2 protein-coding genes and 1 pseudogene are annotated in these 26,697 nt (G+C 43.3%); all 3 read right to left on the reverse strand.

Features of this window, described 5'->3' with window-relative positions:
* Positions 1-10 precede the first annotated feature (10 nt).
* A complete protein-coding gene (locus tag V7K62_RS26080; RefSeq protein ID WP_334869229.1) occupies positions 11-14,158 on the reverse strand; it encodes a non-ribosomal peptide synthase/polyketide synthase in 14,148 nt (4,715 codons plus the stop codon).
* Positions 14,155-25,290 carry an amino acid adenylation domain-containing protein gene (locus V7K62_RS26085; protein ID WP_334869231.1) on the reverse strand — a complete coding sequence of 3,712 codons (11,136 nt, stop codon included), beginning with the start codon at positions 25,288-25,290 and terminating at the stop codon, positions 14,155-14,157. Before V7K62_RS26085 ends, V7K62_RS26080 begins: the two co-directional genes overlap by 4 nt.
* 951 nt (positions 25,291-26,241) lie before the next feature.
* Positions 26,242-26,646, reverse strand: a pseudogene (locus tag V7K62_RS26090) (transposase); the annotation flags it as partial.
* Between the last annotated feature and the right edge of the window lie 51 nt (positions 26,647-26,697).

Below are 26,697 nucleotides of genomic sequence, written 5' to 3' on the forward strand. Positions count from 1 at the left end.
TCTCGAAAGTCTAATTGTTCAAGTTGGCAAAGAAAGCTTGGAGTAATTTCTCGTCTACTTCCGGCCAGCGAATGGCGGTATCTGCAAGTCCATTGAGGGTATTTTGGCAATCGAATTTTAAGCTAGGTGTTGCATTTTGCTTTGACTTTGAAGATGTATTGTCTCCAGCCAGTGATACAAATGAATACAAAGCGTTGTCAGCAGAAATTTGGGTACTGCGGAGTAGTTCAGCTTGCCAATCCTCATAGGAAATCTGTTGCAGTGGGTAGCCCAAAGAGCGGATGCAGTCAATAAATTGACTCCAAGGAACAGAATGGGAATTAATTAGATGAAAGGCTTTGCCCAAAGCTTTTGACTGCTGCGACAGGTTGATTAAAACTTTGGCGAGATAGTCTACAGGTGTAATTTCTATCATGCTGTTCATCTCTGGCGCACTTTTTAGTTGAATGCAGCCTTTGATGAATCTGTAAAACAGGTCATTGGAATTCCAAACACCGGTTTGACTGTGCCATGTTATTCTACCAAGCCTGTAGATACTGCAAGGCAAACCGCGATCGCGTGCCATCATTACCATCTTTTCTGCAACCCATTTACTTTGGGTATAGCCGCCAACAAGTCCTTGAGAGTGTTCCAGAGGATCATTTTCTTGAACAACCTCTAATTTGAAATACTCATCTGAGGCGAAAACGCTAACAGTAGAAATAAAATGCACAGGCTTGATTTTGATTTGACTAGCTAATCTCAAGACCTCCTCAGTTCCCCGAATATTTGCTGCTTTTAACAAAGCGTAGGGATAAACATGATTAACCAAAGCGCCATTATGGTAAATCGAGTCAATTTTAAGAGCCATCAGGTGAAACTGCTCATCTGAAAGACCGAGAAGCGGTTGAGATAAATCTCCTAATACTGGAATAATCCGCGAGTCAAAAGATGCCTCCCAAAGTAAATAAGATTTCAGGGTTTCTTGGAGCCTTTGTTTACCTACGGTAAAATCGGTAGCACGCACCAGACAATAGATATCTGCTTGAGTTTGTTGTAATAATTCAGCCAGCAAAAAAGCACCGACAAAGCCTGTTGCACCCGTTAGAAAAATAGCCCTTGGTTCACTTACAGGTTGATAAACTAGGTTAAGAGGGTTAATTGTCTGGTCTAGGACAACTTCCGCCTGTAAGTTTACGGTAGTAATTTTATTTGCAGTGACAGTAGAGTCTGCCCCAGAGGTAAACTCAATAGTCTGAGCAAGTTCAGCGACAGTTGGGGCAGTAAATAGGTGGCGCAACGGTAAGTTAATCTGGAAAGTCTCATTTACTTCGGACATCACCCGAATTGTGGAGAGTGAATGACCTCCTAACTCAAAGAAATTATCCAAAACACCCACTTGCTTTAGATGCAGTACATTAGCCCAAATCTCTGCCAATACCTTTTCTACAGAGGTACGTGGTGCCACAAAACTCACTGCCAACTGGGTATTATCGGAATCAGGAACAGGTAAGGCTTTGCGGTCTACCTTGCCATTAGGAGTTAAAGGTAAAAGCTCTAACCTGATAAAAGCAGAGGGTACCATGTACTGTGGTAATTTTTCTTTCAAGAAAATGCGTAACTCATTGGTAGTTGGTGTTTGCTCCAACTGCGGCACAAAATAAGCTACTAAGCGTTTCTCTCCTGGAATATCTTCTCTCGCCACTACCGCATTTTCTCTAACTCCTGGATGCTGACTCAGTATTGCCTCAATTTCCCCTAACTCAATTCGGAAACCTCGGATTTTTATCTGATTGTCGATGCGCCCCAGGTATTCTATGTTTCCATCTGGTAGATAGCGGGCTAAATCCCCGGTTTTATATAATTTTGACTTTTGACTTTTGATTTTTGAATTGTCAAAGGGGTTGGGGATGAATTTCTCTTGTGTTAATTCTGGTTGATTGAGATAACCGCGTGCTAATCCTGCACCACCAACGTGTAACTCTCCTGAGACACCCACCGGTACTGGTTGTAAATTTTGGTCGAGTATGTATATCTGAGTATTAGAAATTGGGCGACCGATGAACATTTTTTGGTCGTTAGGATTGCACTTGGCGATCGCTACACAAACACTAGCTTCTGTCGGCCCGTAGGCGTTGATAAAATTTCTCCCCACACACCATTGCCGCATAAGTTCAATAGCACAGGCTTCTCCACCGACAATCAGTGTTTGCAATACTGGGAGTTCTTCCATTGGCAGGACTGCGAGTGCCGATGGTGGTAAGGTAATATGGGTAATAGCATCATCGCCTAATTTCTGAATTAACGGCGTACCCGGTAGTAGAGAGTCTTTTGTTCCTAAGTAAAGTGTGCCTCCTGACCCAAAAGCCATGAGGATTTCCCAGATAGAAGCATCAAAATTTAGGGAGGCAAACTGGAGTACGCGACTATCAGCATTCAAGCCAAAAGGCTGAATCTGAGCTTGAGCTTGATTGTACAATCCCCTATGCTCAACCATTACCCCTTTGGGTTTACCTGTGGAGCCGGATGTGTAAATCACGTTAGCTAGATGAGCAGCAGTCATCACCTTAGTAGGATTATCCTGTTTGTTTTGCAGAATTTCTGACCAGACTTCATCTAAGCAAACCAATTTTGCCTGATACTGAGGTAGTCGATCAACTAGATGCTGTTGAGTAAGCAGCACAGAAACTTGAGCATCTTCGAGCATTAAGCTCAAACGGTCTTGGGGATATTCTGGATCGAGTGGTACGTAAGCACCACCCGCCTTGAGAATACCCAACAGTCCCACCACCATCTCCAAGGAGCGCTCCACAGAAATACCCACCAGCACATCTGCTCCCACACCCAAAGGCTGCAAGTAATGGGCTAACTGGTTAGCACGACAATTTAATTCGTGGTATGTAAGTTGTCGATTTTCAAACACCACTGCGACTGCATCTGGGGTGCGCTCAACCTGTTCCTCAAATAACTGATGGATACATTTATCCTGGGGATAATCTACTTGAGTATCATTCCACTCAATTAATAACTGCTGTTGCTCAGATGCTGTTAACATCGGCAATTGCGAAATCCGTTCTTGGGGATTCGCTACAATTGCTTCGAGCAAAGTTACAAAATTACCCGTCATCCGTTCAATAGTGCTGCTATCAAACAAGTCAGTATTATATTCCCACACTCCCATTAGTCCAGTGAGAGTGTTTTCCATTGATAAAGTAAGGTCAAACTTTGCCGTGGAACTTTCTATTGGCAATTCACTGACAGTTAATCCAGTCAACTCTATTTCAGACATGGGAGCATTCTGGAGAACAAACATCACTTGAAACAGTGGTGTATGACTCATGTCTCGTTCTGGTTGCAGAGTTTCTACCAGCATTTCAAAGGGCAAGTCTTGATGAGCGTAGGCGGACAGTGCCATTTCCCGAACATGAGTGAGTAATTCGTTAAAGGTGCGATCGCCAAAAACTTCAGTCCGCATCACCAAAGTATTGATAAAAAAGCCAATTAGACTTTCTATTTCGGTGCGATCGCGGTTAGCAATTGGTGTTCCCACCAAAATATCTGTTTGTCCCGTATAGCGATAAAGCAAGGTATTATATGCCGCTAACAAAGTCATAAACAAAGTCACCCCTTGCTCCTGACTTAGTTTTGTCAGTTGTTGAGTGAGTTCAACAGACAGGGCAAACTCCAGATATGCGCCATTGAAAGTCTGCACAGCAGGTCTTGGCCTGTCTGTGGGTAATGGTAAGAACGTGGGTGCATTTGCCAATTGTTCTTGCCAATAAATCAATTGGCTTTGCAGTACCGAGCCTTGCAACCATTGTCTTTGCCATAAGGCAAAATCCGCGTACTGAATAGGCAGTGGTAATAAGGGTGACGATTGACCCTGAGAATAAGCATTGTACAGCGCCGTTAATTCTTGGACAAACACACCAATTGACCAGCCATCACTGACAACATGGTGCATACACACTAATAACCAGTGTTCCGTCTCCGACAGCACCACTAATGTAGCTCTAATTAATGCTTCCGTTGCCAAGTCAAAGGGTCGAACTGCTTGTTGCTGCACTAATTTCTGTGCAGCGATTTCTTGTTCGGTTGTCGATAAATGCTGCAAATCAACAACTATAACTGTCCAACTTGTTTGTGTTTGAATGATTTGAGAAGGTTTTCCATCAACGGTAACAAAGTTGGTGCGTAATGCTTCGTGTCGATGAATAATTTCTCCTAAACTTTCTTCTAAAGCTGCTTGGTTAAGGCTTCCTACCAGACGCAAAGCTACAGGGATGTTGTAGAAGAAACTATTTGGCTGTAACTTGTCTAAAAACCACAAACGCTGTTGAGCAAACGACAGTGGTATTTCTCTATGCTCTCCCCTTGATAATATAGGTGGTGCAGTAAGTTCTAAGTCTTGTACTGAGTGACTTGCCCTAAGCGAACTTGTACTGAGCGGAGCCGTTGGCGTAGCCTCTCGTAGAGAAGAGAGTCTAAGTATTTGTTGCTGTAATTGCTGAATCGATGGCGCTAATTCTGCAATGGTTGGTGCAGCAAACAACTCACGCAATGGTAATTCTACTTTAAAAATGTTGCGGATGCGTGAAACCAATTGCGTTGCTAGCAGCGAGTGTCCCCCTAATTCAAAGAAGTTATTATGAATGCCCACTTGGTCTATTTTGAGGACTTGCGCCCAAATTTGTGCCAGCATTTCCTCAATGGGTGTGCGCGGGGCGACATATTTCTCTAATAATTCACTACTTAGCTCTGGTGCTGGTAGTGCGCGACGGTCTACTTTGCCGTTGGGGGTGAGCGGTAAAGACTCCAAGATGACTATTGCCGAAGGAACCATGTATTCTGGTAACTTGGACTTGAGGAATTGCCGCAGAACGCTTATTGTGGGTGTACTTCGACTTCTCTGCGAGACGCTACGCGTAGCTTGCTTCTCCGTAGGAGTACGCTCAGTACAAGTCTGATCTGACTGGGGAACGATGTAAGCAACTAGGCGTTTATCGCCCCTGTTATCTTCGCGGGCAATGACACAAGATGCTTGTACATGGTCATGTTGACTCAATGCTGCCTCGATTTCTCCCAATTCGATGCGGAAGCCACGGATTTTCACCTGATTATCGATGCGTCCCAGGTATTCGATATTGCCATCTGGTAGATAACGTGCCAAATCCCCTGTTTTATACAGGCGTTCTCCTCCTCTGCTCCCCTGCACAAGCGCTCCCCTGTTTCCACCAAAAGGATTGGGGATAAATTTTTGTTGGGTCAACTCAGGTCGATTGAAGTAGCCTCGCGCTAAAGAAACACCACCTATATGTAGCTCTCCTGATACACCTACGGGTACTGGTTGTAAGTTTTGGTCTAGTATGTAGATTTGCGTATTATCAATTGGACGACCAATGGGAGGAAGTAACGGCCAACTATTCGGTGAATTAGTCAGGCTAAAAGTGGTGACGACATGGCTCTCTGATGGGCCGTAATGATTGTGCAGAGTACAGTCACTTAGCTGACTCAGCCACTTGGAAATGGCAGGAGTAATCTGTAACTGTTCTCCAGCAGTAATGATTTCCCTCAGATTACTAGTAACTAATTCACTACTAACAGCTACCTCCGCTAGTTGCTGTAAAGCAACGAAAGGAACAAACACTCTTTCAACAGCTTGTTCTTGGAGTAAATGTAATAAAGCCAACGGCTCTTGGCGCAATTGTTCCCCAATCAACAGCAATGTGCCTCCAGAACACCAGGTAGAGAACATTTCTTGAAAGGAGACATCAAAGCTGATAGGAGCAAATTGCAGGGTTTTTGCTCCACTAGAAATTGTCGTATTTTGCAATTGCCATAATATGAGATTGCAAAGAGCAACCTGATTCATGGCTACACCCTTTGGCTGACCTGTAGAACCAGAGGTATAAATCACGTAACCCAAGTTATTCTCTTGCACGCCAGAGATGAGATTCTCCTGACTCAACTGGGAAATAAGTTGCCAGTCGCTGTCTAAGTAGACGACACGCGCCTGATGCTGGGGTAATTTCTCAACTAATTGTTGTTGAGTAAGCAGCACTGACACACCCGCATCTTCTAACATGAAGCGCAAACGCTCTTGTGGATATTCTGGATCAAGTGCTACGTAAGCACCACCTGCCTTGAGAATACCAAGTAATCCAATCACCATTTCCAGAGAGCGTTCTACACATATCCCCACCAAGACATCGGCTCCCACTCCCAGCGAATCGCTACGCGACAGCTTCTCTTCGAGACGCTCCGCGAACGCTGAACGCAAATAATGCGCTAACTGGTTAGCACGACAATTCAATTCCTGGTATGTCAGTTGTTGATTCTCAAACACCACTGCTATTGCATCAGGTGTACGTTCTACCTGTGACTCAAACAACTGATGGATACATTTTTGGGGATAATCTGCTTGAGTATCATTCCACTCAACTAGTAACTGTTGCTGCTCAGATGTTGTCAACATTGGCAATTGGTCAATTCTCTGTTGAGGATTTGCCACAATTGCCTCTAGTAAGGTCACAAAATGACCCATCATCCGCTCAATGGTGCTGCTATCAAACAAGTCAGTGTTGTACTCCCACCACCCCGCCAGTCCAGTACCAGTGTTCTCCATTCCCAACGTAAGATCAAATTTTGCAGTTGCGCCTTCTATTGGTAATGAACTGATGGTTAACCCAGTCAACTCTACTTCAGAAATGGGAGCATTCTGAAGGGTAAACATTACCTGAAACAACGGTGTATGACTAAGGTTTCGTTCTGGCTGTAATGCTTCCACCAGCATTTCAAAGGGCAAATCTTGATGAGCGTATGCAGATAATGCCATTTCCCGAACATAAGTGAGTAGTTCGTTAAAACTGCGATCGCCCAAAACTTGAGTCCGCATCACCAAAGTATTGACAAAAAAGCCAATTAACCCTTCTAGCTCCGTGCGATCGCGGTTTGCAATTGGCGACCCTACCAAAATATCTGATTGTCCCGTGTAGCGGTAAAGCAGGGTATTATAAGCTGCTAACAGCGTCATGAACAGCGTCACCCCTTGCTCCTGACTTAGTTTTGTCAGTTTTTGAGTGAGTTCAACAGGCAGGGTAAACTCCAGATACGCGCCATTGAAAGTCTGCACAGCTCTTCTTGGTCGGTCAGATGGTAGGGACAACAAAGCTGGTGCATTTGCCAATTGTTCTTGCCAATAACTCAATTGGCTTTGCAATACCTCCCCTTGCAACCATTGTCTTTGCCAAATAGCAAAATCTGCGTACTGAATCGGAAGTGGTGTTAAAGGTGACGACTCACCTTGAGAATAAGCATTATATAGCGCTGCAAGTTCTTGGATAAACACATCCATTGACCAGGCATCACTGACAACGTGGTGTATGCATACTGATAACAAATATTCTGTCTGGGACAAAACAACTAATGTCGCTCTAATTAATGCTTCCTCAGCTAAGTCAAAAGGTTGAATAGCTTGTTTCAGAAGTAATTTCTGTTTAGCAATTTCTTGTTCGGTTGTGGATAAATCCTGCAAATCCACAACTGCAACTGTCCAATTCCTTTGTGTTTGAATAATTTGAGAAGGTTTTCCACCAAGTGTAAGGAAGTTGGTGCGTAATGCTTCGTGCCGTCCAATAATTTCTTGTAAACTTTGCTCTAAGGCTTCTTGATTAAGCGTTCCAACAATACGTAAACCTATGGGGATGTTGTAGAAGGCACTATTTGGCTGTAACTGGTCTAAAAACCACAAACGCTGTTGAGCGAATGACAGTGGTAATTCTGCATTCTCTGCTCTTGGTAAAATGGGTGATGCAGAAAGTTCTAAGTTTTGTTGCTGCAACTGCTCAATCGATTGTGCTAATTCCACAACTGTTGCTCTTGCAAATAACTCACGCAATGGTAGTTCTACTTTGAAAATGTTGCGGATGCGTGAAACCAATTGCGTTGCTAGTAGCGAGTGTCCCCCTAGTTCAAAGAAGTTATTATGAATGCCCACTTGGTCTACTTTTAGAACTTGCGCCCAAATTTGTGCCAGCATTTCCTCGATGGGTGTACGCGGGGCGACATATTTTTCTAGCAGTGTGCTGTCTAACTCTGGTGTGGGTAGGGCGCGACGGTCTATTTTGCCGTTAGATGTGAGAGGTAAGGATTCCAGCAGCACAAAAGTATTTGGCACCATGTAGTCTGGGAGTTTCGCGTTGAGGAATTGCCGCAGTTCGTTGATTGTGGGTGTACAGTGCTGATGTGGCACTACATAGCCGACTAAGCGTTTATCACCCCTGTTGTCTTCGCGGGCAATCACACAACACGTCTGCACATTACTATGTTGGTTCAGTGCTGCTTCAATTTCTCCCAACTCAATGCGGAAGCCTCGAATTTTTACTTGATTATCAATCCGTCCCAGGTATTCAATGTTGCCATCAGGTAAATAGCGTGCTAAATCCCCAGTTTTGTAGAGTCGATCAGCACCAAAGGGATTGCTGATGAATCTTTCTGTCGTTAATTCGGGACGGTTGAGGTAGCCTCGTGCCAACCCCAAACCACCAATATGCAATTCTCCGGCTATACCTACAGGAACCGATTGTAAGTGAGAATCTAAAATGTAAATTTGTGTATTGGCGATCGCTTTACCAATAGGCACTGTCCTTAAATTGGTTTTTTGTTGACATTGCCAGAATGTGACATCAATTGCAGCTTCTGTTGGCCCATAAAGATTGTGCAATTCGCAGTCTAACTGAGCAAAAAAGCGTTCTTGGAGTTCTAAAGGCAGAGCTTCGCCACTACAAATAACTCGTTTCAAGCTACTGCAATTTTTTAAACTTTGTTCTTCTAAGAAAATCTGGAGCATAGAAGGAACAAAATGCAGTGTAGTAACCTGCTGTTCTAAAATCAGGTTGACCAAGTAAGCACTATCTTTGTGTCCACCTGGTTTAGCTACAACTAAACGCGCTCCAGTCAACAATGGCCAGAAGAACTCCCAAACGGAAACGTCAAAGCTAAAAGGAGTTTTCTGTAAAATACAATCTACTGCTGTTAATTGATAAGCTTGTTGCATCCACAGCAAGCGATTGCAAATTCCCAAATGAGTGTTCATTGCTCCTTTGGGCTTACCTGTAGAACCTGATGTGTAAATCACATAAGCCAAGTTACTATCTTGAACAGCAGCGATTGGATTGTCTTGGCTTGACTGAGAAATTGTTACCCAGTCAGTATCTAAACATACAACCTGCCCTTGATGTTGAGGCAACTTTTCCAGGAGTTGCTGTTGTGTGAGCAAAACTGGAACTTGAGCATCTTCTAGCATAAAGCTCAAACGCTCAGTAGGATAGTCTGGGTCAAGTGGCACATAAGCCCCACCCGCTTTGAGAATCCCTAACAGTGCTACCACCATTAACAGCGATCGCTCTACACAAATACCCACTAGAGTATCTGGTTTTACGCCCAAAGAATGCAAGTAATGTGCTAAAGAGTTAGCGCGACAATTCAATTGGTGGTAAGTCAGTTGCTGATTTTCAAACACTACTGCGACTGCATCCGGGGTGCGCCCAAGCTGTTCCTCAAACAACTGATGAATACACTTATTTTGTGGATAATCCGCCTGGGTATCGTTCCATTCAAATAATAATTGATGTTGTTCTGGTTGTGTCAGCAGTGGCAATTGCGAAATCTTTGACTCTGGGTTAGCAACAATACCTGATAGTAATGTCACAAAATGACCAGTCATTCGCTCAATGGTAGGCGCATCAAACAAGTCAGTATTATATTCCCACACACCTACCAATCCAGTAGCAGTGTGCTGTATTACCAAAGTAAGATCAAACTTTGCAGTTGCACTTTCTATTGGCAATTCACTGACAGTTAACCCAGTCAACTTTATTTCAGATATGGGAGCATTCTGGAGAATAAACATCACCTGGAACAGTGGTGTATGACTCAAGTCTCGTTCTGGCTGTAATGCTTCCACCAGCATTTCAAAAGGCAAATCTTGATGAGCGTAGGCGGATAATGCCATTTCTCGAATGCTTAGGAGTAGTTCGTTAAAGCTGGGGTTTTCTGCCAAGTTAGTCCGCATCACCAAAGTATTGACAAAAAAGCCAATTAACCCTTCTAGCTCGGTGCGATCGCGGTTGGCAATTGGTGTTCCCACCAAAATATCTGTTTGTCCCGTATAGCGGTAAAGTAATGTATTATATGCCGCCAACAAAGTCATAAACAAAGTCACCCCTTGCTTTTGACTCAGTTTTGTCAGTTGTTGAGTGAGTTCAACAGACAGAGCAAACTCCATATTTGCGCCATTGAAAGTCTGCACAGCAGGTCTGGGTCGGTCTGTGGGTAATGGTAAGAACGTGGGTGCGTTTGCTAATTGTTCTTGCCAGTAACTCAATTGGCTGTTCAGCACCGAGCCTTGCAACCATTGTCTTTGCCAAATAGCAAAATCTGCGTACTGAATCGGCAGTGGTAACAAGGGTGACGGTTGACCTTGAGAATAGGCATTGTACAGTGCTGTAAATTCTTCAACAAATACATCCATTGACCAGCCATCACTGACAACGTGGTGCATACACACTAATAACCATTGTTCTTTCTCGGACAGCATTACTAATGTTGCTCTGATTAATGCTTCCTCAGCTAAGTCAAAAGGTTGAATCGCTTGTTGTTGCGCTAATTGCTGTGCAGCAATTTCTTGTTCGATTGTCGATAAATTCTGCAAGCCAACAACTGTAACTGTCCAATTTGTTTGTGTTTGAATAATTTGAGCAGCTTGTCCATTGACGGTAACAAAGTTGGTGCGTAATGCTTCGTGGCGATGAATAATTTCTTGCAAGCTTTGTTCTAATGCTGCAACATTAAGAGTTCCGGCTAAACGTAACCCGAAGGGGATGTTGTATAAGGCACTGTTCGGCTCGAACTGGTCTAAAAACCACAACCGTTGTTGCGCGAATGACAGTGGTATTTCTGCATTCTCTTCCCTTGGTAAAATGGCTGGTGCAGAAAGTTCTAAGTTTTGCTGCTGTAATTGCTGAATCGATGGCGCTAACTGGGCAATTGTTGGTGCAGCAAATAACGAACGCAATGGTAGTTCTACTTTCAAGCTGCTACGCACACGGGAAATGAGTTGCGTTGCTAGTAGAGAATGTCCCCCTACTTCAAAGAAATTATCATGTCTGCCTACAAGCTCTACTTTCAGGACTTGTTGCCAAATCAGTGCTAGTATTTCTTCGATGGGGCTGCGGGGTGCGACATATTTCTCTAATAATTCGCTACTTGGCTCTGGTGCTGGTAGAGCGCGACGGTCTACTTTGCCGTTAGGGGTAAGCGGTAGGGATTCTAGGATGACGAAGGCACTTGGTACCATGTAGTCCGGTAGCTTCTCTTTAAGGAAGCTACGTAGTTGGCTAATTATTGGTGTTATCTGTGGCTGTGGTATGATGTAGGCGACAAGGCGCTTGTCACCCCTGATATCTTCACGGGCAATGACACAACATACTTGCACATCTTCATGTTGGCTTAATACTGCCTCGATTTCTCCCAATTCGACGCGGAAACCACGGATTTTGACCTGATTATCGATACGTCCCAAGTATTCGATATTTCCATCTGGTAGATAACGTGCTGAATCCCCAGTTTTGTAGAGACGTTCTACTCCCCTGCTTCCACCGAAGGGATTGGGAATGAATTTTTCTTGTGTTAAGTCGGGGCGGTTCAAATAGCCTCGTGCTAATCCAACACCAGCGATGTGTAACTCTCCTGGTAAACCAATCGGAACTAGTTGTAAGTTTTGGTCTAGCAAATAGATTTGCGTATTGGAAATTGCCCGTCCAATGGGAATAGTTGTAGCTTTGGTTGGTAAGTTCTCTACCAAATACCAAGAAGAAAAAGTGGTGTTCTCTGTTGGGCCATAGACATGGAGCAAATGCTGTGGAGCGCCTTTGTCTAAAACTTCTTCTACCCATTTCGGGTCAACCGCTTCACCACCAAATAGTAGATATCTTAAACCACCAAATGCTTGCGGTACAAAACTGGCTAACTGATTGAATAAAGCTGTGGTTAAAAATAGCACGCTGACCTCGTGGTAGCGCATATTTGCAGCAAATTCTTTCGGGATGAGCAATACAGATTTCCTGATAATGACTAGCTTGGCTCCGTGCAGCAATGCACCCCAAATTTCAAAGGTTGCAGCATCAAAAGCAATGTTTGCAGCTTGAGCAACGCGGTCATCAGGTGTTAACTGTATGTAGTTGGTGTTTAACACCAGTCGATTTACAGCTTGATGAGTGACAGCGACTCCCTTAGGTGTGCCTGTAGAACCGGAAGTGTAAATCACATACGATAGTTTTTCTGCGCTGACTGTGCTATTGAGATTATCTTGATTTGCTCCTTTAATAGTCTGCCAGTCTGTATCCAAGCAGACGACACGCGCCTGATGTTGAGTCAGAGACTCGACTAAATTCTGTTGAGTCAACAGGACTTTTACCTGAGTGTCCTGGAGCATAAATTGTAAGCGTTCTTGGGGATATTCAGGATCTAATGGCACGTAAGCACCACCTGCCTTGAGAATGCCTAGTAGTCCAACCACCATTTCCAAAGAACGCTCTACACATATCCCCACCAGCATATCGGCTCCTACACCCAAAGACTGCAAGTAATGGGCTAGCTGGTTAGCACGACAATTCAACTCGTGGTACGTCAATTGTTGATTCTCAAACACCACTGCGATCGCATCTGGTGTACGCTCTACCTGCTCTTCAAATAACTGATGGATACATTTATCTTGAGGATAATCTGCTTGAGTATCATTCCACTCAACTAATAACTGTTGCTGCTCAGATGCTGTTAGTATTGGCAACTGGGAAATTTGTTGCAGAGGATTAGTAGCGATCGCCTCAAGCATCGTTACAAAATGACCTAACATCCGGCTAATCGTTTCATCTTCAAATCGACTAGCATCGTATATCACCTTCAGCAACAATTGCTCACCAGAGGCAACTAAAACCGTCAGAGGATAATTTGTTTGTTCAATCCACCTAAAATTGGAGAGGGAAAAATTGCTATTGCCTTGTAGAACAGCAGTATCAACAGGATAATTCTGAAAAACAACAATACTCTCAAATAAAGATGTACCTCTGGGAACATCACTCAGCCCCTGAATATCTACCAATGAGCTATAGGAAAATTGCTCAGACTCCACCTGTTTTGCTTGGAAATCCTTCAACAAACCCAGCAATTGAGTTTTTTCAGAAATTTGTACCCGCACTGGCAGAGTATTGATAAATAACCCCACCATCGACTCTACACCAACAAGTTCAGGCGGACGACCAGACACAGTTGCACCAAAAACCACATCTGTTTCTTGGCTGTAGCGAGACAGTAACAATCCCCAAGTCGCCTGCACCAAATTACTCATTGTCAATTGATGCTGTCTGACAAAAGACACCAGTGCTGCTGTCGCTGGCACAGTTAACTGAATCTGCTGTTCACTATAGCCCGAACGCTGCTCCCCGGACAATGGTTTATCCACAGTCAAAGGAGTTGGTGTAGTAAAACCTTGGAGCTTTTGCCGCCAAAATTCTGCTGCTAAATCTCGATTTTGTTGCTGTAACCAAGCAATATAGTTGCGGTAGCCCAGAGTTGGGACGTTAGATAAACTTTTACCCTGAGAAATAGCTTGATAAAACTCCAACAGGTCTTTGAAAACCAAAGGTGACGACCAGCCATCAAGTAATAAATGATGATGACACCAAACAAACTGATAAGTATCTACATCCAACTGGATTAGATGTAGGCGCATCAATGGCGCTTGCGACACTTGGAAACCTTTTTGTCGCTCAGAATCCAGAAAAGCCTCTAATTGCTGTTGCTGCTCTTGGGTAGATAAATCTCGCCAGTTGTATGTTTCGACCGTCACATTCACCTGTCGATACACTACTTGAACAGGCTGGCTCAAAGATTCCCACAGGAACGCTGTGCGGAAGATAGTATGCCGAGCTACTACTTGCTGCCAAGCTTGCTCGAAGGTTTTCACATCTAGGTTTCCCGTCAAAATGCAAGTTATCTGCTCAAAATATACACCTGAGTCTGGCGCATACAAGCTTTCAAACAGCATCCCCTCTTGCATGGGAGATAAGGGATAAATATCTTCAATATTTTGCCGATTAGTTTTGCTAAGTTCTAGTTTCATAAATTTTGTAATATTTGATCGAGTTCTAGTTGATTAAGGTTGATTAACGGGAAATCTGTGGGCGTATAACCTACATTTTCCGGTGATAAACAATGAGCAAGTAGCTCCTGCAATGTTTCGACAAATTCTTGGGCAATATTCTCAATCGTTTTGTGCTGATGGATATTGCTGCTGTATGTCCAATCTATTTGCAGTTGTTCGTTGGTAATGATGGCATTAATATCTAGCAAATAATGGCGCTGACCTTGTAAACTCTGGCTGTTTCCGCTAGGCTCATTAGCTATTTGCATCAGAGAGGATGTATTCACAACTTGAGCAAATTGTCCCAAATAATTGAAGCTAATCTCTGCTTGGGGAATTTTCTCTAATTGGGCGCTAATTTCTGCATCAAGATTCAGATAACGCAATAAGCCATAGCCAATGCCTTTGTTAGGAATTGCACGTAATTGTTCCTTGACGGATTTTAAAGCAGTACCCAGATCATTCTTGATTCCCAGTTCCACAACTACTGGAAAAATCGTTGTAAACCAACCAATCGTGCGTGATAAATCTACACCATCAATGATTTCTTCCCGCCCATGACCTTCTAAGTTGAATAATACTGACTGAGAGTTAGTCCATCTGCTCAACACCAGCGATAGGGCAGTTAACAAGACATCGTTAATTTGTGTTTTGTAGGCTTTCGGGACATCTTGCAAGAGTGCTTGGGTTTCTGCTTCGTTTAATGACACTGATATTGTCTTAGCTGATGCAGTAGTATTTACTCCTTGTGAATAGTCTACTGGGATGGAGTGAACTGCACTGTAAGATACACTCAACCAATAAGCTAGTTCTGTTTTCAAAATTTCTGATTGGGCATAAGCTGTTATTTTTTGCGCCCAATCTTTGAAGGATGTGGTTTTGGCAGGTAGTTGAATAGCTTTACCTTGACTTAGCTGCTGGTAAGCTGTCTGCAAATCTTCTAACAATATCCGCCAGGATACACCGTCTACTACTAGGTGGTGAATTACTATGAGTAATCGTGCTTTCTTGTCAATGCCTAGCCAGAAAAATGCTACTTGTACGAGATTTTCTGACAGGTTTAAACTCGCCTGTAATTCGTTAGCTGTGGTTTCAATGGCAGTTTCTATCTCAGTTTCTGGAACTGTTGATAGGTCAAAACGGGAGATAGTAATATTATCTGTTGGGGCGGCATGAGTTTGCTGCCATGTTGTGTCTGTTTGGGTGAATCTTAGCCTTAGAGCATCGTGATTTTTTAGTAGTTGCTGCCATACTTGCTCTAATATTTCTAAGTTGAGGTCTGATGGTACTGTGAGTAGAAATGATTGATTAAAGTAGTGTTTTTCTGATAACTTCTGTTCAAAAAACCAGTGTTGAATTGGTGTTAAGGGTAATGTCCCTGTGACTAATCCTTGTTCTATTTGCAGCGTTTTTGTTGTGCCTGCAACTGTGGCTAGTTGGGCGATCGTTTGATTGGCAAATAGTTGTTTGACTGTTAGTTCTATTCCGGCTAGTTTTGCTCTGGTGATGATTTGAATGCTGAGGATGGAATCTCCACCTAGTTCAAAGAAGTTATCTTGTATGCCTATTTGCTCTATTCTTAATACTTGCGCCCAAATTTGCGCTAATTTTTCTTCAATGGGGGTGCGCGATCGCACTATATCGGTTTCTATTCCTGTGCGTGCTTCTGGTTCTGGTAGGGCGCGACGGTCTATTTTGCCGTTGGGGGTTAGGGGTAGAGACTCTAGGGTGACGATCGCACTTGGTACCATGTATTCTGGTAGCTTTTCTTTGAGGAAGCTACGCAGTTCGCTAACTATGGGCGTTATTTGTGGCTGGGGTACTATGTAGGCTACTAGGCGTTTATTTCCGGGAATGTCTTCGCGGGCTATGACACATGATGCTTGCACATGGGGATGTTGGTTCAGTGCTGCTTCTATTTCTCCTAACTCAATGCGGAATCCCCGGATTTTCACCTGATTGTCGATACGTCCCAGATATTCTATGTTGCCATCTGGTAGATAACGTGCTAAGTCTCCTGTTTTGTATAATTTACTCTCTCCTGCCTTCTCAAAAGGGTTGGGAATGAATTTTTCTTGTGTTAACTCTGGTCGATTCAAGTAGCCTCTTGCTAATCCTGCACCACCTATGTGTAACTCTCCTGCTACACCAATGGGTACTGGTTGTAAGTTTTGGTCAAGGATATAAAGTTGGGTGTTGGCGATCGGGCGACCAATGGGAATTGAACCGGAAAGATGTTGCCCAGTTGGTACTTGGTAAATACAACAACCCACAACTGTTTCTGTTGGCCCATATTCATTGATCAGCTTTGTTTCTGGCGCAAATTCTTGCCAGAAAGCAATGTTTTCTGCTAACAGGTTATCGCCACCAATGATGAATGCTCTGGTTCGATTTGCTGCTTGTGTTGGCAATATTTGCTGATTGAGCAACTCTAGGTGAGCAGGTGTAATCTTAACTAAGCTTAAATTGGCGTGATGACGTAGAGAATTACTCAAAGTCTCAACACCTTGGTCTTCAGAGAGAATTTCTACTTGATTACCCACTAACAATGGTGAGAAGAGACTGGTAATTGTCAGGTCAAATCCTAGAGGAGAATGAACGATTGTTCCTGCTCCTTGCTCAACGCTATAAGCCTGGCTACACCAACTGAGATAGTTAACCAGTCCTTGATGGGGAATTAACGTGCCTTTGGGTTTGCCAGTAGAACCAGAAGTATAGATGACATAAGCTAAATGAAGAGCAGTTGTCTCACTGACTGGGTTATATATCTGCTGTTGGGTGTTTGCTTTCCAATCGGTATCTAGGCAAATGACTTTGATGCCATCTGTTGGTAAGTTTTGTACTAAATGTTGCTGAGTCAGAAGTATGGGTGTTTGAGTATCTGCCAGAATAAAACTTTTACGTTCAGCAGGATAATCAGGATCAATTGGCACGTATGCCCCGCCCGCCTTGAGAATACCAAGTAGTCCTACCACCATATCCAGAGAGCGTTCCACACATATCCCCACCAGTACATCGGCTCCTACACCCAAGAACTGCAAGTAATGGGCTAACTGGTTAGCACGAGTGTTCAACTCTTGGTATGTTAGCTGTTGATTCTCAAACACTACTGCTACTGCATCGGGCGTGCGTTCCACCTGTTCTTCAAACAACTGATGAATACATTTATCTTGGGGATACTCTACCTGAGTGTCATTCCACTCAATTAATAACTGTTGCTGCTCAGATGCTGTGAGCATTGGTAATTGAGAAATGCGCTGTTTGGGATTAGCAACAATACCTTCTAGGAGTGTCACAAAATGCCCTGTCATCCGCTCAATGGTGCTGCTATCAAACAAGTCTGTGTTATACTCCCATCCTCCTACGAGTCCAGTAGTATTGTTTTCTATTGATAAGGTAAGATCAAACTTAGCGATCGCACCTTCTATTGGCAATGAACTGACACTTAACCCAGTCAACTCTACTTCCGATATGGGAGCATTCTGGAGGACGAACATCACTTGGAACAGTGGTGCATGACTCAAGTCTCGTTCTGGCTGCAATACTTCCACCAACATTTCAAAGGGCAAATCTTGATGTGCGTAGGCAGACAGTGCCATTTCTCGAATACGCGGGAGTAATTCGTTAAAACTAGGATTTTCAGATAAATCAGTCCGCATCACCAAAGTATTGACAAAAAAGCCAATTAACCCTTCTAGCTCGGTGCGATCGCGGTTTGCAATTGGTGTTCCCACCAAAATATCTGTTTGTCCCGTATAGCGATAAAGTAATGTATTATAAGCCGCCAACAAAGTCATAAACAAAGTTACCCCTTGCTCCTGACTCAGTTGTACCAACTGTTGAGTGAGTTCAACAGGCAGGGAAAACTCCAGATATGCGCCATTGAAAGTCTGCACAGCTGGTCTGGGTCGGTCTGTAGGTAATGGCAAGAATGTAGGTGCGTTTGCCAATTGTTCTTGCCAGTAACTCAATTGGCTTTGCAATACCTCTCCTTGCAACCATTGTCTTTGCCAAATAGCGAAATCTGCATACTGAATCGACAGTGGCAACAAAGGTGACGGCTTACCTTGGGAATACGCATTGTAAAGTGCTGTTAATTCTTCGACAAACACACCTATTGACCAGCCATCACTGACAACGTGGTGCATACACACTAATAACCATTCTTCTGTCTCGGACAGCACTACTAATGTTGCTCTGATTAATGCTTCATCAGCTAAGTCAAAAGGTTGAATCGCTTGTTGTTGGGCTAATTGCTGTGCAGTATTTTCTTGCTCGCTTGTTGGCAGATGTTGCAACTCAACGACTGCAACTGACCAATTCGTTTCTATTTGAATGATTTGAGCAGCTTCTCCATCAACTGTGATGAAGTTGGTGCGTAATGCTTCGTGACGATGAATAATTTCTTGCAAGCTTTGTTCTAATGCTGCAACATTAAGAGTTCCTGCTAAACGCAACCCGAAGGGGATGTTGTATGAGGCGCTGTTCGGCTCGAACTGGTCTAAAAACCACAAACGCTGTTGAGCAAACGACAATGGTAATTCGGTATTCCCTGTCCTTGGTAATATGGGTGGTGCAAAAAGTTCTAAATCTTGTTTCTGTAATTGCTGAATCGATGATGCTAATTGGGCAATTGTGGGCGCAGCAAATAAGTTCCGTAATGGTAGTTCTACTTTTAAATTATTACGGATGCGGGAAATGAGTTGCGTTGCTAGTAGTGAGTGTCCCCCTAGTTCAAAGAAGTTATCATGTATACCTACAAGCTCTACTTTTAGGACTTGTTGCCAAATCAGTGCGAGTATTTCTTCGATGGGAGTGCGGGGTGCGACATATTTCTCTAATAATTCGTTACTTAGCTCTGGTGCTGGTAGGGCGCGACGGTTTATTTTGCCATTGGGGGTAAGCGGTAGGGACTCCAAAATGACTATTGCACTTGGTACCATGTAGTCTGGTAACTTCTTCTTGAGATCGCTACGCAGTTCGCTAATTGTGAGTGTTACTTGTGGCTGCGCTACGATATAGGCTACTAGGCGCTTGTCACCCCTGTTATCTTCACGGGCTATGACACAACATACTTGCACATCTTCATGTTGGCTCAGTACTGCCTCGATTTCTCCTAATTCGATGCGGAATCCCCGGATTTTTACTTGGTTATCGATACGCCCCAGGTATTCGATATTGCCATCTGGTAGATAACGCGCTAAATCCCCAGTTTTATATAATTTTGACTTTTGACTTTTGATTTTTGAATTGTCAAAGGGGTTGGGAATGAATTTTTCTTGTGTTAACTCAGGTCGGTTGAAGTAGCCTCTTGCTAATCCTGCACCACCTATGTGCAATTCTCCTGATATACCTACGGGTACTGGTTGTAAGTTTTGGTCTAGTATGTAGATTTGCGTATTGTCAATTGGACGACCAATAGAAATCAAGCTCTGATTGGATTCGAGTTGACATACTGATGACCAAATAGTAGTCTCTGTTGGCCCATAAAGGTTCCACAAAGAAGCGCTCCTCGCAAGCAATTGATTAACTAGATCCCAAGGTAAAGCTTCACCGCCGCAAAGTATTTTTAGATCACTAAATTGGTAGTTGGAGTCTAAAAGCAATCTCCAAGTAGCTGGAGTTGCTTGCATAATTGTTGCCTTAGACTTAACTAGCAAGTCAAATAACTCTTTTCCATCAAGGGTTACGTCACGACGGGCTATAACCAGACAGGCACCTACAGTTATAGGTAGAAAAATTTCTAAGGCAGCAATATCAAAGGCAATAGTAGTGATGCCAAGGAGTATATCTTGTTTTGTTATTCCTGGGCGCTGCTGCATGGCAGATAGGAAATTGCTCACAGCGTCATGTGAAATCTGCACGCCTTTGGGCTGACCAGTAGAACCAGAAGTATAAATCACATAAGCTAAGTTACTAGCTTGGACATCAGCGATGGGATTTTCTTGACTCAACTGAGAAATCAACTGCCAGTTAGTATCCAGGCTTATAAGCTGCGCCTGACACTGGGGTAATTTTTCAACTTGATGCTGTTGGGTTAGCAGCACTGAGACTTGAGAATCTTCCAAGATAAAGCGCAAACGCTCTTGGGGATACTCAGGGTCAAAGGGTATGTAAGCTCCACCTGCCTTGAGAATACCCAACAATCCGACGACCATCTCTAAAGAACGTTCTACACAAATACCCACCAGCGCATCTGGTTTGACACCCAAAGAACGTAAGTAATGTGCCAACTGGTTAGCACGACAATTTAACTCGTGGTAAGTCAATTGTTGATTCTCAAACACCACTGCCACTGCATCGGGTGTACGCTTTACCTGCTCCTCAAATAACTGATGAATACATTTATCGAAGGCATAGTCTACGCTTGTATTATTCCACTCAACTAATAACTGTTGTTGCTCAGATGCTGTGAGCATTGCCAATTGAGAAACTCGCTCGCTGGGATTTGCCACAACTGCCTCAAGCAGTGTCAAAAAATGACCAGTCATCCGTTCGATAGTGCTGCTATCAAACAAGTCAGTGTTGTACTCCCACCACCCAAAGAGTCCATCGGGAGTGTTTTCCATTGATAAAGTTAAATCAAACTTTGCCGTGGTGATTGCTATTGGCAAGCCACTGACACTTAACTCAGTCAACTCTATTTCAGACATGGGAGCGTTCAGGAGAACGAACATCACTTGGAACAATGGTGTATGGCACAGATCCCGTTCTGGCTGCAATGCTTCCACCAACATCTCAAAGGGCAAATCTTGATGAGCATACGCGGATAATGCCATTTCCCGGATACGTGGGAGTAATTCGTTAAAACTGGGGTTCCCTGCTAAATCAGTCCGCATCACCAAAGTATTGACAAAAAAGCCAATTAACTCTTCTAGTTCAGTGCGATCGCGGTTTGCAATTGGTGTCCCTACCAAAATATCTGTTTGTCCCGTATAGCGATAAAGCAGGGTATTATATGCCGCTAACAAAGTCATAAACAAAGTCACCCCTTGCTGTTGACTTAGCTGCAACAACCGTTGAGTTAACTCAACAGAAAGAGTAAACACTTGATATGAGCCATTGAAAGTCTGCACAGCAGGTCTTGGTCTATCTGTGGGTAGTTGCAAGAATATGGGTGCATTTGCCAACTGTTTTTCCCAGTAGCTCAAGTGGTTTTGTAGTACTTCCCCTTGCAACCATTGTCTCTGCCAAATTGCATAATCTGCGTACTGAATTGGTAGTGGCAACAAGGGTGACGGTTGACCTTGAGAATAAGCATTGTACAGTGCTTGTAACTCCTGGATAAACAGACCTATTGACCAGCCATCAAAGACAACGTGGTGGATACACACTAATAACCACTGCTCTGTAGAAGACAGCACAACTAATGTCGCTCTCATTAATGGATCATGAGCTAAGTCAAAAGGCTCAATTGCTCGTTGTTCCAGTAATTGTTGTGCAGTCGTTTTTTGTTCTGTTAAGGGTAAATGCTGGAAGTCAACTACTGTTACTGTCCAATTCGGTTGAGTTTGAATGATTTGAACAGCTTGTCCATCAACAGTAACAAAGTTGGTGCGTAAGACTTCATGGCGATCGATAAGTTCTTTTAAACTTTGTTCTAAGGCGGGAAAATTAAGATTTCCTACTAGACGCAAACCAATGGCGATGCTGTATAAAGCACCATTCGAATCTAACTGGTCTAAAAACCATAAACGCTGTTGAGCATAAGATAGTGGTATTTCTGCATTCTCTACCCGCCTTAAGATGGGTGGTGCTGATAGTTCTATATCTTGCTGTAACTGCTGAATCAATGCTGCTAACTCGGCAATTGTTGGCGCAGCAAATAAGCTACGCAATGGTATTTCTACTTTGAATCTGCTACGCACACGGGAGATGAATTGTGTTCCCAGTAGGGAGTGTCCCCCTAGTTCAAAGAAGTTGTCATGTCTGCCGACAAGTTCTACTTTCAGGACTTCTTGCCAAATCAGTGCCAGGATTTCTTCAATGGGGGTGCGCGGAGCTACATATTTCTCTAATAATTCGCTACTTGGCTCTGGTGCTGGTAGGGCGCGACGATCTATTTTGCCGTTGGGGGTTAGGGGTAAAGCTTCTAAAATGACAAAGGCACTTGGTATCATGTATTCTGGTAGCTTTTCTTTGAGGAAGCTACGCAGTTCTTTAACTGTGGTTGTCTGCTCTGGTTGCAGTACTATATAGGAGACTAGGCGCTTGTCACTAGGATTATCTTCACGAGCAATAACGCAACATAGTTGCACATCTTCATGTTGGCTCAGTGCTGTCTCGATTTCTCCCAATTCGATGCGGAAACCACGGATTTTTACCTGGTTGTCAATACGTCCCAAGTATTCGATATTGCCATCTGGTAGATAACGTGCTAGATCCCCAGTTTTGTAAATACGTTCTCCTCCCCTGCTTCCACTGAAGGGGTTAGGGATGAATTTTTCTTGTGTTAATTCTGGACGATTGAGATAACCTCGCGCTAATCCTGCACCACCAATGTAGAGTTCTCCTGGTACACCCACAGGTACTGGTTGTAAGTTTTGGTCGAGTATGTATATCTGGGTATTGTCAATTGGACGACCGATGGAAATTTTTTGGTCTTGAGGAGTGCATTTGGCGATCGCTGCACAAACACTCGCTTCTGTCGGCCCGTAGGCATTAAAGAAGTTTCTTCCTGTAGCCCATTGTCGCATCAGTTCAATAGGACAGGCTTCTCCGGCAACAATGATTGTTTGCAATGTTGGCAGTTCTTCTTGTGGTAGAACTGCCAGTGCTGATGGTGGTAGGGTAATATGGGTAATGCCATCATCCTTTAATCGGTCAATTAAAGGCATACCCGGCATCAGAGAGTCTTTTGTTCCTAAGTAAAGTGTTGCCCCCGATCCAAAAGCCATCAAGATTTCTGATATGCAAGCATCAAAACTGAAGGAGGCAAACTGGAGAACTCGACTATCACAATCTAAGCCAAAAGCCTGAATCTGAGCTTGAGCTAGATTGCACAATCCACTATGCTCAACCATTACGCCTTTGGGTTTGCCTGTGGAGCCAGATGTATAAATCACATTCGCAAGATGAGTAGTCGTCACTACCTTGATCAGGTTATCCTGTTTGTTTTGCAGAATTTCTGACCAGACTTCATCTAAACAAACCAGTTTTGCTTGATAATCAGGTAGTTGATCGAGGAGTCGCTTTTGACTCAGTAATACTGAAACTTGAGCGTCTTCAAGCATGAAGCTCAAACGGTCTTTGGGATACTCAGGATCAAGTGGTACGTAAGCTCCACCCGCCTTGAGAATACCTAACAGTCCCACCACCATCTCTAAAGAACGCTGCACACATATCCCCACCAGCACGTCGGCTTCCACTCCCAAAGAGCGCAAATAATGCGCCAACTGGTTAGCCTGACAATTCAATTCGTGGTAGGTCAATTGTTGATTCTCAAACACCACTGCTACTGCATCGGGTGTACGCTCCACCTGCGCCTCAAACAAATGATGAATACATTTATCCTGGGGATATTCTACCTGAGTATCATTCCACTCAACTAATAACTGTCGTTGCTCAAATTGTGTGAGCATTGGTAATTGGTCAATTCGTTGCTGGGGATTTGCCACAATTGCTTCAAGCATTGTTACAAAATGCCCCATCATCCGCGCGATCGTGCTGTCATCAAACAAGTCTGTGTTGTAATTCCATGTACCTTTGAGTGAGCCTGGCGTATCAAGAATAGTTAAGGTTAAATCAAATGCAGCGGCTTTAGATCGTGGAATGATTGATTCCAAAATCAAACCATCACTATCCATGAGTGATACTTCTTTGCTACTTTGGTGGTAGCGATCCCAAACCAAAGCTACTTGATATAGTGGCGAAAAACTGGGGTTGCGGACAGGTTGTAGTTGCTCCACCAGCAGGGGAAAGGGATAATTCTGATGGTCTAGGGCATCTAATACACAAGAGCGCGATCGCTCCAGCAACTCTTGAAAAGTCGGTTTTCCCGAAAGGTCTCCTCGCAAAACCACAGGATTAGTAAAGTGACCCACAATCTTTTCAAACTCTGAACGGCTCCGATTCCCCATTGGAGAGCCAATTAAAATATCTTCTTGATTGGTATAACGTAGTAATAGTATTTGTAATGTTGTTAATAAAAGTGTGTAAAGAGACGTATCTTCTCTCTTTGCTAATTTTGTAAGCTTTTGCCGCAGTTTTTCTTCAACAGTAAAAAAGCTGGAAGCACCATTATAGGTTTGGGTCTGAGGTCTTGGGCGATCTGTTGGCAAATTTAGCAATGGCAACTCACCAGATAGTTGTTGCTGCCAATAAGCCCACAAACGCTCACCTTCTGAACTAGCGAGCATTTGCTCTGACCAGTTGACGTAATTTTCATACTGATAGTTTTGTGCTGGTAGTTGGGCTGCTACACCTGTGGCGTAGGCGTAGCCCGTCGTAGACATCGCTTCATACAAGGCTCTCAGTTCACCGATCATAATTTTTAAAGACCAGAAATCCCCCACTATCTGATGTAGCGTGATTAAGAGAATATGTTCTTTTGTTGCTAATTTATCAGTTTTAGTATGGTTAATTAATAAATCAAAGCACAATATTGACCCCTCTTCTAAATCGAAGGAGCGATCGCTTCTTTCTGAAAGCCATTTATTTACATCATCTTGGCCAAGATCGAAAGTTTCTTGGATGCTAAAGTCAACTTGCTGGTTTTCATGAACTGTTTGCACAGATTCCCCATCAATGGTCGCAAAGGTAGTCCTCAAACCTGGATGCCTTTCAAATAAGGCTTGTGCTGCCTGCTTCAGGGCTGGAATATCCAAATTTGTGATTAATTTTGCTGCATAAGTGGCGTTATAAGCGGTATTGCTGGGTGCTAATTGATATAAAGACCAGAGTGCTTGTTGACCGTGGGAGAGGGGATAAGTTGCAGCCTGATTACTACTCTGGGATAAAATTCGGATAATTTCTGGTTTATATTGTTTAATTTCTCCCAATAACTCAGAGGTTAGTGAGTTTTTAGGCGATCGGTAGCGCAATTTTTCTCCATCAATCCAGAGTTCAACATTATTTGCTGAAAGGTTTTCTAAAAGCTCTGTTAAATTCATAGTTCACTCTAATTAATGCTTTTTTTGCAGAAAACAAATTAATATTTTTTCTCTAATTCTGTTACTTTTAATAGCGCTCTGCACAAATGCCCTTGAAAATCGCTTCAATTTTATATTGGGCTACAGTATTTCTCGACAATTGTTATCAGACTAAGCAGCGATTTCTATGCTCCAAAGAGTCTCACCCAGGCTGTGATAGTAGCTGCAACTGTGGCATAACTATCCTCATGATGTGATTAATATTATGCCAATAATACCACCTAGCCGAGCCAGTTTTTCCGGTTTCATCTATTGAACTTACCTCAAATTCTTACAGTCTTAATTAAAGAATAAAGTGAATATTGACGGCAATCTCTGATATTTACTAGTAGAGAAACTTACTTGCCTAATGAGCTTTAGAATTGAAGTAAAATTTTACCTTTAAATAACCAGAGATAAGCTTATTTAAAGGTAAAATTTCACTTCAATCCATAAATCATCTCAGATTTGCCAATAAAATGCAATACCAGTTAAGACAGTTAAGTACACAGTTAAGCAGACAGTTAAGACAGTTAAGACAATTAAGACAGTTAAGCAGACAGTTAAGACAGTTAAACAAATAATAAAGATATTTAAAATAGTTAGTGAATATTGAATAAAAATTCAGAAGTCAGAATCCCTTACGAAGAGTGATTCTGATCCGCCACTGATTGTTCGCGCTTGCGTCTCGTAGAGAAGACCACGAAATCTACGATTTGTGGGGGTTTAAACCCGTTTATTCATCCGCCAATCGGATATCGTTGGCGAATTCCCTAAGCAGCTAAACTGAACCGATTAGTTCAGCAATGAAACGATTGAGAACCTTCTGAGCAGTTTTATACCCAGTAGCTTGCTTACCTTGAGGACAATAGACTGCTTTTGCTTCCAATCTATTTTAAAGTGGGATAAATCAAATCCCAGACCTGCTTTAGCTTCCCGTTCTGAAGCCTTTTTAGGCAGTCGTGTGTCTTCAAAGCGTCTGCTATAGCGGTCATACCACTCAGAGTGAGCCAGTGACTTCAGCCAAGTGGGTGCAACTTCTGCTACAGCATTCAAAGCATACCGTAAGGTTTCCCCCAAATGTTCCAGTCTGGTTAGCTCCCTGACTACAGCTAGTATATGAGTTGAGTCAGTGCGCTGTTTTCCTCTTGCTGAGAGCAGTTTGAGTTCCTGAAATTTCGACAGCATCAAGTCTAGTATTTGCTGCTCGACACCACCTCTTATTAAGCGATCGCGGAATTCGCTTAGAATACTAAAGTCAAAACCTGGATCTGTTACCTCTAGGGACAAAGCATATTTCCAGTCAATCCGCCCTTGCGCTGCTTGTCTATCAGACAACCACAGGGTCACAGTGTGAACTGATGGCTTGACTAAATGTCTAAAAATCAA

It is taken from the genome of Nostoc sp., assembly GCF_036917935.1.
GTDB lineage: Bacteria > Cyanobacteriota > Cyanobacteriia > Cyanobacteriales > Nostocaceae > Nostoc.